Consider the following 13,393-nt stretch of genomic DNA (forward strand, 5'->3'; position numbering starts at 1 on the left):
GTAATGTGAAGATCTTAAAAGAGCCAGCCTTTAAGACAGAGAAATCTGAGATAATATTACATGAATCTGGAGAAACCGTATATTATTTCTGTATACGCCCTTGTCCGGAATGAGAAGGGAGAATTTCTGCTGCTCAGGCGTTCGGAAAACTCCCGCACCAATCCTGGGAAATGGGACCTGCCGGGTGGGAAGGTGAACCTGGAGGAGACTCTTAAAGAAGCAGTTGTGCGTGAGGTCTGGGAGGAAACCGGAATTTCAATTTATCCGGGGGAAATTGCAGGAGAAGTAAACTTTGAGCTCCCGAAAAAAAAGGTTATTGCTGTTCTATATAATGGGGGGTATGTTATATCTGAGGTAAAATTGAGTTCGGAGCATATTGAATACGCCTGGATTTCCCTTGAACGCATTCTCGAAATGGAGACACTCCCTGCTTATTTCAGAGACTTTTTCAAAAGGTTTGCCCTCGAAAACAAAAAACCTTACGAGCCTCCGGTGTGATCCGGAAATCTGCCTATTTGTCTTTCATTTGAGATCATTCATTTGAAGTACTCATCTTCAAGTTTTTTTCTTTTTTTCCGGCTGTACTGCCAGCTTACACCAAGGAGCAGGAGAATTGCAAGAGCTATAAAACCTGCTACACGCAGCAGAGTTCCATATTTGTTCAGCAGAATGGGGTTCACATTATCCCTGAGTTCATACTCAGGATACATTATATCTCCCCGATCATTGCTGTGCCCGAGGCCAAGAGCATGCCCGAGCTCATGCTTTGCAATGGTAAGCATGGTTGCGTCTCCATACTGCCGCCAACCCCTACCCTGATAGTTTCCAACCTCAAGGACTATATCCACTCCAATAAAACGGTCTCCAGAGATACTGGGTTTTGCATAGCCTGCTACACCCGAAGGAGCGCCTTCCACGCTCTCCAGGTTTTCCACCCACATTATTCGTATGTCAGCTTCTTCAGAGTCAACAATTTCAAAAACAGGGCTGTACTCGAGGTTCCCGTTTCCCCCTTCTTCCCAGTATTCAAGAGCCTCCTCTATTTGTTCATAGTAGGTGGGGCTGTAATGGAGCGGGGTATTTTTGTCGTCTATGTACACTGTAATAGGAGAATGATTCCAGGGATTATCGAGAATCTTCTCTGAACTTGCCCCGGATACCGGGAAAACAGCAGGTAAAAATAATACCATCAGCAATAAGACTAAGGATAGAATTATTTCATGAATATTGTTTTGATTAATGTAAATGAGCCTCCGTATCGGCAATTAATTTACTTCCAATCATTATAGGATTAGTATTAGAATTATTATAATAAGGTAAACCTGTTTTACAGGAATACTTCATGAGACCTCAATGAATCCCGATAAGTTTATGGCTTGCGTTAAATAAATACCGAAAAGATCTGTAAAAAAATAAGCATTAAGATTATAAGAACTTAACTTAGGAATGTTTATTAAAAAAATTAAACCAGAATTTGGTCTGTAAACCGATTTTTAATTTAAACGATCTTCAAAAATTGTTTTTTAAAATAAAATCTAAAATTGAACTTCCAATAAATGAGCCTGAAAAAGTTAAATTTCGGGGATTTTGCTGACTATTTACTTAATGTTTGCTCCGGAGATATTGCATACTTCGCAATCAGGATCACAGCATTGTTCTTTTTCGTCACTTTCCTCTTCTTCAGATCCCTCTTCGTCACCAGGGAATTCTGATGCAAGCGCCCTTGTACTTCCTGCAAGTACTGCGGCGTTGGCCAGGGATGCCCCTATCATTATTGCATAAAATATTTTTTCTTTTGTGATTCCCTTTCTTTTTGCGATTCTGATATGCATTTTAAGGCAATGATCGCAGCGAAGGGCAGAAGCTACACCTATGGAAATAAGCTCCACGGTTTCTGGGTCGAGATTTTTGAACTCTCGCATGATAGAATTATCATAAAGAGTTTTTGGGATGAAGATCTCAGGGAGATCTTTCATAAAATTCATAATGTAAGGAACTTCTCCATACTGTTTCCGGACATCATCGAGAAGTTCCGGGATGACTTTCTCGGGGTCACTTTTCAAAATTTCCACAATATCCTCAAGTTCCATAAGAAACCACCAGCGCACATTAACGTGGAAAACAGGATTGGACGCCATTTTTCTGGTAGGGCTTTACAGTTTAAAGGATAAGTGAAAAGCCACAAACCCAGTAAAAATGTAAAGGATAAAGTTTAACCCAACAGAATCCGGGTCAAATTGCAAAACCAACGTCAGACTTAGATTTGATTTTTATCAATATATAATTTTTCATTTTTGACCTGGAAATATTTGCAAGCTCGGAAAGGACGACTCCTTCATCAAACTCCAGCTTTTCAATTTTCTCATGGAATTCATCGTATGGAAGTTTGACCCTGAGTCCGTCAAGCTGAAGGGTGAGAGGAGCAGGAGAGAGCACCCTGCGGATTTCCGGAACCTGGTTTTCGATCTCCTTCATGACTCGCGCAGGAAGTACCGCAAGCGGGTCTTTTGCCTGCTGCTGGCGAATCTCAGAAGCAATCTTTGAAACCCCTTCGTTCAGATTGTCGAGGGCATTAATCTCCTCTGTTCTTCTTAACCTGTGAGAAACCCGTCCTATATTTCCAATGTAGAGGTCTGCTCCGGGGACATCTTCGGTTTTCAGTTCAGCAGGCCCTCCGGTAACCACAATAGGTATCTCAATGCCTTCAAAGAGTTTCGGCTTCTTTTTTGTGATACAGTCACTGAACGACCCGAAAGTGAAAACTGCAATATCGTGCTCGTTGATGAGCTTTCTTTCATAGTCCATGGACAGGGAGACCCTGCGCCCCATTCCCCTTGCAAGCCCTATCATATTTGTATTGGCTCCGGGATGGCGGAGGTATTCTGCTATATCGCAGGCCGAATGTGGCAGATGGTGTGAGGCAAGTGTAGGGGATACAACTGCAATCTCTACCCCTGTAAGAGGAGCTTCCATCAGGACTCCAAGCAGTTCATGCGAGAGCTTTTTTACAATATCAATATCTTTTTCAGGGATAAGCATTATAAGATTGACTTCGGTCCCGGTAACTACTTTCTGAATTATGTAGCCTCCGAGGTCTTCCATCAGTTCGATTAAAAGCCCGTGCTTATGGACTCCACCGGTGTAAAGATAGGGTAGGAGTACAACCATCTTACTTTTTCCCTCCTTCCGTCAGTTCTTCGAGCATTGCTCCTGCTTCTTCGATCCACTCATGTTTCAATGCTTCCTCAGATGCCACAAAAACAAAGCGATTACCTTTATATAGATGGTAGCGAACCCTGAAACCCTCGGGAGTGGCGCGGACCGCGAAATCCACGAGATTTTCGTGAAGCCTGTGCCGGGGGTCTGCAACCATCATTTCTGCAATAAAAGCTGCCTCTTCAGCGGGTTTATCCGTGGTTATGGCTACAGTCCAGCGGTCCGGCTGGCTGATGTTCGCTTTTCCGTAGCGCTCCCAGAGTTTCCCGAGCAGTTCCGGAATGTACTGCTCTTTTTTGATAGAAATCATTACTTCTCCGGCGACAGGTTTTGCTTCCACGTCAGCAATATCGATTGTCGTAACCCTGGTGCCAACATCCCTGAGAATGATTGCCATCTGGAAGAGAGAATCTTCAGGTCTTAGCACTACCTTGATCCGTCCTATTGCAGGAGCAAGCTTGAGACTTGCAAGGTTGTCCTCGATAATCTTCCTGTAAAACTCCTGCTCCGAATCAATTGCTGACTCGACAACAAAGATCTCAAGCGAATCCATTTTGAGCTCACTCCTCCACATAGCCGGAAGCAAGAAGTGCTGCCCCTACTGCCCCTATCATGTGGGAGTTTTCCGGTACAAGAACCTCAATCTTGAGAAGGTCTCCGAGAGCTTTCGGGACTCCTTCGATAAGGGAAGAACCTCCTACAAGGATCAACGGCTCTTTTACGTCCACTTCCTGCAGTTGCTGCTCGTAGATCTGTTCTACCACACTGTAGCAGGCTGCAGCTGCGACATCTTCAGGAGTAGCTCCTTTGGCAAGGGAGTTTACAAGGGACTGTATCCCGAAAACTATGCAGTAGCTGTTCATGTTTACATTTTCCTGCATACCCTTGACTGCAAGTGCCCCGAGTTCCGTAATCTCCACACCTAGCCGCTTTGAGATCATTTCAAAGAAACGTCCCGAAGCTCCTGCGCAGATCCCTCCCATTGTGAACATGCCAGGGATTCCGTCTTCAACAGAGATCGCCTTGTTGTCCATACCTCCGATATCAATGACCGTCGCAGAGCCCTTTTGCCTGCCTGCAAGGTAGACAGCTCCCTTTGAGTTGACGGTAATTTCTTCCTGGATCAGCTGGGCGTTAAAATGGTTCCCTATAAGAAAACGTCCGTATCCTGTAGTGCCCAGAGCCTGGACTTCTTCTCTGGCAACTCCGGCTTCTTTAAGGGCCTGGGAGTATGCTTCGTCAGCACTTTCAAGGACTTTTGTTGTGGGCACCCAGCCTTTACCTATGATCTTGTTATCTCTCATAACCACAGCTTTTGTGGTTGTCGATCCCGAATCAATTCCCGCAGTCAGCCCGGTCTGGACTTCCCTGGCAAGGAGATGCCTGCGCCTGGCAATTGTGGTCAGGGCTTCAAGACGGGTGAGCAGGGTGCCTGCACTTGTTCGTTCGGTAAATGAATAGCTGATTACAGGGATCTCGGAGTGCTTATGGATGTACCTCCGGACCTCGTTTCGAACAATAGCTCCTTCTGCACAGCGGAAGCAGGTAGTAATAAAGACCCCATCTACTTTTGTTGTACCTTCAACAACGGCCTTTGCCCGTGCCATCATGAGCCTGAGGTCTCCGCTTGCAACTTCAAGCCCGAAATCTTTGCCTATGGTATCTATGGATGCAATGTCAATTTCGGGATAAATGAATTTTGCATCTACTCTGGCTGCGGCAGCTTCAAACTCGGGCTGAACCCCGGCATACTCAGATCCGCAGGAGACCAGAGCAATCTTTACAAGTCCGGATTCTTCGGCACTCATTCCTCTGCCTCCTTTTCTGCCGGTTCTTCCTCTACTGGCTTTTCATCTTCGTCCGGCTTTTCTTCAGGCAATGACTCCAGAAATGCTGCGATTTTGTTCACGAAATCGCGGGCATCCTCGTCGGATTCCGGGTATTTTACTTCCAGAACAGGAACCCCTTTATCGCGCACCAGGTATTTCATCAGTTCGTTTGTGCGGTTACAGCCCACGCAGCCAAAGTTTGCAGGGGGGTTTTCAACTATGATTGCAGCTTCTGTTTCTTCTATAAGGGGACCTATTAGAGACATTCTTCCCCTTACTCCAGCCGGCACTTCAACCGCAGCATATCGAAGCCCGATTTTAGGATCTTCGGGAGTAATATTAATAGGGGGAGAATCCAGGCTGATGTTTGTAACTTTCTCTCTTACCTGGTTCATCATTGTAAGGGGTTTATGCTCGAAGCGCTCAACCAGGTCAGATAAAATAAGACTGTTTACAGGGTAAATGAAAACCTTTGCCAAAAAAATTCACCTCGCAAGCTCCTCTTCAATAATTTTTTTCAAATCAGAAACTTTAAGCCTGCTTTTCTCTTTGTGTTTTTCTTTTACGGACTCTTTTGCTTCCAGTTCATCAAGTGCAGCCCCTATGGCAGGGAGCATCTTCACTTCTTCCCTCAGGAAATGGAATCCAGGCCTCGGGCCTCCGCCCCGGCTTGCCCGACAGCGCCTCTCATCACCTGCAGGAAATCCCCTATCTTTTATAAAAATGTGGTTTTTATCCATCTGCTGAATCTTTTCTACCACTGAAAGGACATCCTCCTTTGATCCTGTTACAATAAGCCCAAAGCAGGTCTCCTTTACCGTAACCGGAAACTCTGATTCATAAATCTTCATGGCTGCATCCGCAGGCAGCACTTTATCCGAACTGATTACAATGTACTTTGTAATCTCATTTTGTTTTATTTCTGTCATCTTCTGTCTCTCCTCAACTTCGGGAGACTTCACCTGCGATAAATCCAAACATGTGAATCCGCTCAAGTATCAACATTATTTTCGGTTATGTAATAGTTTATTATGCATTATTTAATTAATTTAATACAAATTATATAATTTAATAATTATCAATAATTAGGATTCTCAGTTCCCCTTATCATCAGTTCTCCTGCGTGCAGCTTCAATTATATATATCGCATCTCCTTCTTCGATGCCCTTAAGTCTCTCAGGCTCGACTATCCGACCGATAATATTCGTTGAGGAAAACTTTTCTCCGGTAGGACCGAAGAGATCATCATCTACAAGTCTCGCTCCTATGGTCCCCATCCTTTTTGCGGCCTGATTTGTGATTCCTATTTCCCCGGCCAGTACCCTGCCACTTGGCGTGTTTTCAGGAAGGATTTCTTTGTATTTCACCACTTCCTTTTCTGTTTTGAAAAGGTAAGTGTTCTCATAGACCATATAAACAGGAAGTTTTCCGACGGTTTTTGTCTTGAGTTCAAGAGAATGACGGAAAAAGTCTACCGATTTTGGGGCTATCTCCGGGTAAAGCTCAACTTCAATGAGTTTTTCCCTGGATACCGCATAAGCAGTCACTTTCGCTTCTCCGAGAATTTCCAGAGTTGTTGGCGGGTCCTGCCTGACAATTACTGCGTCCTTTCCTGTGTACCCATCTCTTACCAGTTCCACACCTATAGAGGAAAGTACGGGCTCGACCTCTTCAAAGCTGTGTCCCAACAGGACTATCTGGGGAGGAAGGCTTTCTACTGACAGCTTCTGTCCCTTTTCTGCGAGTTTGATAAGCTCAAGGCCTTTTGTTACCTGCCCTACGACCGAATGCACAAGGCTTGAAGGCCGTTCCTCTCTGGAAATATATATCCTGCCGGCCCCGTATCCGACTGTCCTGACAGAGATGGCACCTTCTCTTCTCGGATCAAAATTTTCATAAGGAACAGGTTCTTCTTTCAGGCTATCATCTGAGATAAATGAGCTGGTTATCACATCTACGTTAAGAGTTCCCTCGCGGGTCAGGGCATAGAAGTGTTCAGCTCCCTTAGGGGAGTTTCTGGAAAGCTCGACCTCAAAATAAGTAAATACACTATCATTATTTTCAAGAATGGTAGAAAGATCGGTAGTACAGGTTTTTTCTGCAAGTTGTTCCCATTCTATAATAGGCTCTATGCTCAGGATGGAGTCTTCTCTCGAAAGCCTGAAAATAAGATTTCTCCCGGTTACAACTGTTGCAAAAACGCCATCTTCGGGAGATCCATACTCAGCAGCATGCCTTTTTCTTGACAGGATCAGATGAGTATTACGGGAGTCAAATCCTCCTGCCCCGAATACAACATCAAACGCTTCAAAGCTCCCGGTCTCACGCAAAGGCTTTATGTCGGCTTCAAAAGGTCCGAAAGCCAGAGCTTCAGGACTTGCCCAGTGGATGGTTTTACCTTCATACTCTTTATAATGTTCAGCCCATAGTTTTCCAGAGGATGATTCCGGATCTTTGAGTTCTATCCTTAGCTCCCCTCGGGGTGTCTTGATAGCGTATTCGGTGACATTCTCCGTCCTCTTCTCAGCGGCTTTTTTAAGAATTCCAACCGCTGTACCGGCTATATAGGGGGCTCTGGAAACTTTAAGGGCGTCTCCAAGGGTAGAGCCTGCAGGCAAAGTGTATTTTTGCCCGTTCACCTCTACGCTGATCTCATTACTCGTAATCGGCACCTCATTTTAGTATTTTTCTATGTTAAGAGGTGGCGGCATATTTATATTTCTTCTGTAGCTTTGAGCCCTTCTTCTGTAGCTTTGAACCGTTCTTCTTCAGTGAGATGGGAGAGTACGTTCTCCGGTTTCCCTATAGCTACGATCTTTCCATCGCGCATGAGTGCAACACGGTCGCAGATCTCATTCACAAAGTCCATGTCATGAGAGACAACAACAAAGGTTTCTCCGATCTCTTCTCTGGCTTTAAGGATGGAGTTTGTCACTGATACCTTGGTAATAGGGTCCATTGTCCCGGTTGGTTCATCCATAATGACGATTCTTGGCTCCTTGATAAGGACCTGCGCAAGTGCAATTCTATGTCGCTCTCCTTCACTCATTTCATTGGTCATTTTGGACAAAACAGCTTTTGCCTTATTTTCTTCAAAACCTGCAGCCTTGAGAGTAATTATGGCTTTTCGAACCCCAAGTTCGAATGGAAGGTCCAGGCTAATGGATTCTGTAAGGTTGTCTATTACGGAGCTGTGGGTATAAAGCCCGTATTCCTGGTGCAGGAATCCCATGTATTTCGTTGCCCTGCCTTTGTTTTCAACCCCTAATTTTGTCATGTCCACCCATCCATCCCCGACGCGGACTTCAACTTCTCCTGAGGTTGGTGGTAAAATTCCCATAAGGATTTTCGAGGTTGTGGTCTTGCCTGCTCCGCTTACCCCGACAAGGCCGAAAATCTCTCCTTCCATCACGTCAAAAGAGATTTTGTCCACAGCTCTTACCACACCCCGGTCTACTGAGATATAACGCTTTGTCAGATCCCTTACGCGGATAATAGGCTCTCCTACCAGAGCGTTCTTTTCCTGCCTGACCATGGATGCACTTTGCATAAAGATCGCAGAAACCTCAAGTGGGTCTCCTTCCTGGACTACTTCCCCATTTTCAAGCAGAATTGCCTTATCTGCCAGTTTCTCGATTACTTCGGGCCAGTGGGATGTAAGAACCATGCTCATATTGTAGCTCTTAACAGCCTTTATAATGGCTTCGTGAACCAGCTTTGCAGTCATGGGGTCAAGGGTACCTGTAGGCTCGTCGGCTAATAGGAGAAATGGATTTCTTACAAGCTGTCTTGCAAGCACAACCCGCTGTTTTTCTCCCCCGGAAAGCTCCCTCGCCACGTGCATCATACGGTGGCTCAGGTTTACCTCCTCGAGGAGTTCAACTGCCTTTTTCATGGCGTCTTCTCCCTTATACCCGATTTCATTCAGGGAGTTTATGACGTTTACCAGAACTCTTTCATCCCCATAAAGGGCAAAGGTTCTCTGGAGCATGATTGCAATGCGCTTGGTGATATCCTTTCTTATAGGGTCGTAAAGTGAAAGTTTTATAAAATCAGCTTTGAATGCCTCAAGACTCTCGCCGCAGACCGGGCATTTCTGGCCAATTTTGCTTGGACGTTCTATATATCCGCATTTCTCACAGCGGGCCAGATGATAAATTACTTCGCCCGAGATATTCTCAAAAGATTCGGTCCCACGCAACACATGCATCAGGATTGTTTTCCCGGATCCGCTTTTTCCCAGAATCCCAACGACTTCCCCTTCGTTGATGCTTAAACTTACGTTTTTCAGTGCCTTAAGACCATCGAAATCTACGGTTAGATTTTTTACTTCAATAAATACTGGCATGTATTTTCCTCCGCAAATTATGAGTTGCAAATAAGTCCTGGTGGCTTTCTCCTGCCTGGACGTATCGCTCAAGAGTGAAAAGTAATTACTTTAAAGTGAATATCGCATTAACAGAATCAATAAATTTCACACATATGGGCAACAATTAGATAAGAGTAAACATTACATAAACATAACGCATTATTATGTCACTGTTAACATCTAGAATCAATATCAGTTGGTGAATTTACGGGATTTTTGCTCTTTATAATCCTTTTACCACATCCACAACTTTGATTATATCGTCGAGCACCACATCTGCTGCTGCCCTGAGCTCTTCTGGTCTTTCGTCTCCCTGCTGGGTCGTCATTATACCCACATCTGCTGCCCTTAGAGCCAGGATATCGTTAATTCCGTCCCCTACCATAACTACTTTCTCGTACCTGGTTTTAAGTTCAAGCACCACTTTCTCCTTCATAATGGGATCTGCAAAAGCAAAGACTCTTTCTTGCGGGATATTTACTAACTCTGCAAGTTGCACAAGAGCGGACATTCTGTCCCCGGATGCTATGTACATATCCACTTTCATGGCATAGAGCGACTGGATGGTCTGCAACGTCTTACCGAATACCTGCCCTCCCGTGCTGAGCACATAAGGTACTTTTCTTGCCTCTGAGTCCACTATCAGACCTGCCGCAAGATAAATGCTGTCAGGGCAGAGGGATGTAACTGCCTTAAGCACGTCATGTACATCCCCCATCAGGAGAGGAGCCCCCCTTATGATCTCACAGGCAACTTCAGGGGTAAACTTTCCTTTTGAACAGCTGATACCTATTGAAACTCTGTACTCCTTTATAAATTCAAATAAAAACATATCCCTTCTTGAGTGCAGGATTATTTCATTATCGGTATTAAGAGCTACAAGGCCGCAACCGTTTTTCTTCGCGACAATGGCAGTGCTCTCTATGTTTTCAAGGATATTCCCGGTGCTGGATTCTTTTGCAACTCTGTACATGCGGAGAAGAGTTCCGGCACTGTCAAAGACCACTGCGATTCGTTTAGCCATGTCAATTGATTAATCTATAAAATAAAAAAATCTTTGTGAAAGCCCGGAAAAGTAGATGGGAAACTGAAATTTATAAAAATAAATGAAGTAGGAAAGTAAAACTCCTATTTACATTTTCTCTTACAGGATTGAGGCTCCCGAAAGCAGGACTCCGGCAAAAAATCCGAGAATTACTCCGGAATTCAGGAAGGGCAGCCCTGCCTGAGGTTTCCCTTTCATTACCAGGATGGACAAAAATACATGCCCCACAAGAGTTCCCAGCATTGCCCCAAGTACAGGGTATGAGAATCCTCCATTTTCAAGGAATACATTTGCGGAAACTACCAGCAGGGTGGGCATGACTGCGTCTCCAAGGCCCATGAAAAAGGCTTCACGTTTTTCCCCTTCTTTAAAACTTTCCTTAATGAATGAATAGTTCGAGTTCTTTGGGATTATGAAAAGAAGAGGAAGTTTAAGGTCCATTACACCTTCAGCCATGGTTATCATATGTTTTGTCTTATATACCGAGATGGCATCATAGACTGCAAGCAATATCAGAAGGACAACTACAGGGATAATGGAAAGGGAGATTCCTAACAGGGCACTGACTCCACCTGCTATGCAGACCCCCAGAATATCGATTACATACCACTCCGGATATTTGTAAAGTAATACTGTCAACCCTGTAGAAATCAGGAGTGAAGCGAGATTTTCAAAGCCTGCGAAGGAAGGAATCAGGGTGAACAGTGCGAAAAAGACATAGTAGAGAGTACTGACTATGGCGAAGTATATGAGTAGGCTGATAATCCATTTCATGTTTTTCTTTATCGCTACCAGGACAAGAAGCGTAAAAACCAGGATCATCACGATATAATAAATCGAATTGGAAACCTGTGTCGGATCTTCAAAAGCCTGCATGTCATTAACTTCCATTGGCGTTGATAAAAGAAGGGCGAGAACCTGCACTATCAGGATTAACCCTGCCATGGAAAGAATCGGCAAATAATCTTTAAGTGAATTTTCGCTGGAACTCAAGTACTAAACTCCTTATTTCTTGACACTATGCCTTTTCTATTCCTTTATATATTTACTCTATCCTCTGTCTTTAATTTTTATGCCCCTTAATAAATAATCAATTTCGCCAATTATCTGCCTTCCCCGTATTTGTTCTGAGATATTAGAATAGATTCACAATTTATCAGGCGTTTTCATTTTGTAAGAATTCTCCATCCACTGTTAGTTTACCTGATAGGAATCCAGGGAATTTTCTTTAAGATATTGTTTGGTTTTTTGAGAGATCAGGGAAAAAATAAATTCTGGATAAAAGATACATAAATAGTTTATGCAAAAAATTATATAGAATCACTGTATAAAAAACAAGCAAAAATAGAAAAATAGTAAATATGGAAATGCAGAAAAAATATAAAAACAGTAAATACTTTAATGGAAATTATCTCCACCTAATAATTTTCAGCCCGTTATGAGGAATTTGTGGTTTTACACGAAGTTTATGACTGCATAAGGAGAAATTCCATAAGTACTTTAGAGGTATACAATGGAGACCAGAGATACAGTATTCCTTGTTGTGATGGTTCTGTCATCATTCCTTCTATCCTTCGAATGGCTTAGAAGGTTTACATACAAGCCCACAAATCCTTTCATTGACCCTTTAATTATTTTATCGATTATGATTCTGGCCGGAACATTATCTCTCATGCTCATCTCTATTAATGACAAGCTTCAGAGTTTTGAAGACAAGATGGAAGCAAAGGACCGTGCCCTCAGGGTTAATATGGAAAGTTCGGAAACAAAAATCGAAGAAAGTATGAATGAGCTCTCAAGTAAAGTTGATAATGCAGTATATGAATTCAACCGCAGAAAATATCACTGATTTCTGCTCACAATCTTATTTTTCCCTCAGGAGTAAATACGGCCAGGTTTCTTCTAATAAGATTCTCATCAATTATCTGCCATCTGTGACAGGTTTTTTCTTTTTGTGCCCTGTCTTTCTTTTCACAGTGTTTTCTTTGCCTTTTTTTCAGACCCTCTTAATTCGGTCTTAATTTTCCCTTCAAACTGTCTTTCTTTCCATTTCCTCCTCTTTTTTATCGGACGGTTTTTAAACTGTCCGTCCTCTTTTTTACCAGGACTGTTTTTAAACGGATTTTATCGTTAATCAACGATTTTTTAGAAAACTTCCAAATATTTTCATTTTAGAATATCTCTTCAGGCTGGACAATATGCAAAATTCGTGTAATTGAATTGCTCTATGGAGTAAATACCGGCACAAACAGATACAATTAAGAGGAAAAGTTAATATACAGGATTTGTAAAAGAGAATCTACTTTACATATTTGATTAATTTGATTTGTTAATACGAGCATTTACATATATGATAATTTATGTTATTTATCGATACGGAATTGTTATCCTGCCCAGTATTTTCAGGCGCAAGCCCCATGATTTAGCAAAGTATATATATTGGATGTCCTGTAGTAGAGAGGAATATCTGGAATCCAGACAGTTATAAATATATTCAAATTGATATAGTGTATCGTAAGTTATTATTACTCAGAGTTAGTATATTGATTACTTGTGTAAACAGGTAAAGAAGGAAAGCTAATATGCACCTCAATCTGGAACCGATTGGCATTATCAAAAAGGTTGCAAATAAGTCGGAGATTTTGATTTATTCTGATTTTGAGCAGGTCATACGAAATATAGTGTCCAAAATAGGAGAAGGAGCCGAAATGGGCCAGAAGCTTCTGGTTATCCATAAAAATAATAGCAAAAAACAAATAGATGGTCACCAGGTCCAGGTCACGAAGGCGACGCTTCTGGAAAGAAAAGGAAATCTGTTAACAATATCCAAAATAGAGGCAAATGAAGATTCCGTAATTGACGTCCGACTTGATCTTACCGCCTGACACCCTTCTACTTCGACATATGCCGACAAAAATTAGAGATTCCTGGATG

14 protein-coding genes are annotated in these 13,393 nt (G+C 43.0%); 3 read left to right on the plus strand and 11 right to left on the minus strand.

The window, feature by feature from the left end:
- Positions 1-60: 60 nt before the first annotated feature.
- Positions 61-498, plus strand: a complete 438-nt coding sequence (locus EO95_RS09135) for an NUDIX domain-containing protein (protein WP_048134054.1) — start codon at positions 61-63, stop codon at positions 496-498.
- Positions 499-536: 38 nt separating this feature from the next.
- Here EO95_RS09135 and EO95_RS09140 read toward each other — a convergent pair whose 3' ends face one another.
- The 11 genes from EO95_RS09140 to EO95_RS09190 all read right to left on the minus strand — a co-directional run bounded on the left by EO95_RS09140 (position 537) and on the right by EO95_RS09190 (position 11,452).
- Complete coding sequence (locus EO95_RS09140; RefSeq protein WP_048134055.1) at positions 537-1,190, minus strand: matrixin family metalloprotease; 654 nt, start codon at positions 1,188-1,190, stop codon at positions 537-539.
- Positions 1,191-1,598: 408 nt separating this feature from the next.
- Positions 1,599-2,090, minus strand: coding sequence for a carboxymuconolactone decarboxylase family protein (locus EO95_RS09145; protein WP_048134056.1), 492 nt, complete (start codon positions 2,088-2,090; stop codon positions 1,599-1,601).
- Positions 2,091-2,232: 142 nt separating this feature from the next.
- The gene (locus EO95_RS09150) at positions 2,233-3,168 is read right to left on the minus strand and encodes a methanogenesis marker 7 protein (protein WP_048134058.1); all 936 of its coding nucleotides are present in this window, start codon (positions 3,166-3,168) and stop codon (positions 2,233-2,235) included.
- A gap of 1 nt (position 3,169) precedes the next feature.
- A complete protein-coding gene (locus EO95_RS09155; protein ID WP_048134204.1) occupies positions 3,170-3,769 on the minus strand; it encodes a methanogenesis marker 17 protein in 600 nt (199 codons plus the stop codon).
- Positions 3,770-3,776: 7 nt separating this feature from the next.
- Positions 3,777-5,024, minus strand: a complete 1,248-nt coding sequence (locus EO95_RS09160) for a methanogenesis marker 15 protein (RefSeq protein WP_048134060.1) — start codon at positions 5,022-5,024, stop codon at positions 3,777-3,779.
- Complete coding sequence (locus EO95_RS09165; RefSeq protein ID WP_048134062.1) at positions 5,021-5,524, minus strand: methanogenesis marker 5 protein; 504 nt, start codon at positions 5,522-5,524, stop codon at positions 5,021-5,023. The genes EO95_RS09160 and EO95_RS09165 overlap by 4 nt, the downstream gene beginning before the upstream one ends.
- A 6-nt stretch (positions 5,525-5,530) precedes the next feature.
- Positions 5,531-5,974 (minus strand): methanogenesis marker 6 protein, encoded by a 444-nt coding sequence (locus tag EO95_RS09170; protein ID WP_048134063.1) that lies wholly within the window; start codon positions 5,972-5,974, stop codon positions 5,531-5,533.
- Positions 5,975-6,139: 165 nt separating this feature from the next.
- Positions 6,140-7,717 carry a methanogenesis marker 3 protein gene (locus tag EO95_RS09175; RefSeq protein ID WP_048134065.1) on the minus strand — a complete coding sequence of 526 codons (1,578 nt, stop codon included), beginning with the start codon at positions 7,715-7,717 and terminating at the stop codon, positions 6,140-6,142.
- Between the two features lie 41 nt (positions 7,718-7,758).
- A complete protein-coding gene (gene atwA, locus EO95_RS09180; protein WP_048134068.1) occupies positions 7,759-9,393 on the minus strand; it encodes a methyl coenzyme M reductase system, component A2 in 1,635 nt (544 codons plus the stop codon).
- Positions 9,394-9,637: 244 nt separating this feature from the next.
- Positions 9,638-10,438 carry an HAD family hydrolase gene (locus tag EO95_RS09185; RefSeq protein WP_048134070.1) on the minus strand — a complete coding sequence of 267 codons (801 nt, stop codon included), beginning with the start codon at positions 10,436-10,438 and terminating at the stop codon, positions 9,638-9,640.
- Positions 10,439-10,558: 120 nt separating this feature from the next.
- A complete protein-coding gene (locus EO95_RS09190; RefSeq protein WP_048134071.1) occupies positions 10,559-11,452 on the minus strand; it encodes a presenilin family intramembrane aspartyl protease PSH in 894 nt (297 codons plus the stop codon).
- Positions 11,453-11,972: 520 nt separating this feature from the next.
- Between EO95_RS09190 and EO95_RS09195 the strand changes: the two genes are divergently transcribed.
- Positions 11,973-12,308 (plus strand): hypothetical protein, encoded by a 336-nt coding sequence (locus tag EO95_RS09195; RefSeq protein ID WP_048134073.1) that lies wholly within the window; start codon positions 11,973-11,975, stop codon positions 12,306-12,308.
- Positions 12,309-13,041: 733 nt separating this feature from the next.
- The gene (locus tag EO95_RS09200; RefSeq protein ID WP_011032857.1) at positions 13,042-13,344 is read left to right on the plus strand and encodes a hypothetical protein; all 303 of its coding nucleotides are present in this window, start codon (positions 13,042-13,044) and stop codon (positions 13,342-13,344) included.
- Positions 13,345-13,393: the final 49 nt, after the last annotated feature.

The sequence above is a fragment of the Methanosarcina sp. 1.H.T.1A.1 genome (assembly GCF_000979295.1).
GTDB lineage: Archaea > Halobacteriota > Methanosarcinia > Methanosarcinales > Methanosarcinaceae > Methanosarcina.

Excerpts from the sequence above, each read along its gene's own strand:
- EO95_RS09135 (WP_048134054.1), top strand. The coding sequence starts at position 61 with ATGAATCTGGAGAAACCGTATATTATTTCTGTATACGCCCTTGTCCGG.
- EO95_RS09140 (WP_048134055.1), bottom strand. The coding sequence starts at position 1,190 with ATGGTATTATTTTTACCTGCTGTTTTCCCGGTATCCGGGGCAAGTTCA.
- EO95_RS09145 (WP_048134056.1), bottom strand. The coding sequence starts at position 2,090 with ATGGAACTTGAGGATATTGTGGAAATTTTGAAAAGTGACCCCGAGAAA.
- EO95_RS09150 (WP_048134058.1), bottom strand. The coding sequence starts at position 3,168 with ATGGTTGTACTCCTACCCTATCTTTACACCGGTGGAGTCCATAAGCAC.
- EO95_RS09155 (WP_048134204.1), bottom strand. The coding sequence starts at position 3,769 with ATGGATTCGCTTGAGATCTTTGTTGTCGAGTCAGCAATTGATTCGGAG.
- EO95_RS09160 (WP_048134060.1), bottom strand. The coding sequence starts at position 5,024 with ATGAGTGCCGAAGAATCCGGACTTGTAAAGATTGCTCTGGTCTCCTGC.
- EO95_RS09170 (WP_048134063.1), bottom strand. The coding sequence starts at position 5,974 with ATGACAGAAATAAAACAAAATGAGATTACAAAGTACATTGTAATCAGT.
- atwA (WP_048134068.1), bottom strand. The coding sequence starts at position 9,393 with ATGCCAGTATTTATTGAAGTAAAAAATCTAACCGTAGATTTCGATGGT.
- EO95_RS09185 (WP_048134070.1), bottom strand. The coding sequence starts at position 10,438 with ATGGCTAAACGAATCGCAGTGGTCTTTGACAGTGCCGGAACTCTTCTC.
- EO95_RS09195 (WP_048134073.1), top strand. The coding sequence starts at position 11,973 with ATGGAGACCAGAGATACAGTATTCCTTGTTGTGATGGTTCTGTCATCA.
- EO95_RS09200 (WP_011032857.1), top strand. The coding sequence starts at position 13,042 with ATGCACCTCAATCTGGAACCGATTGGCATTATCAAAAAGGTTGCAAAT.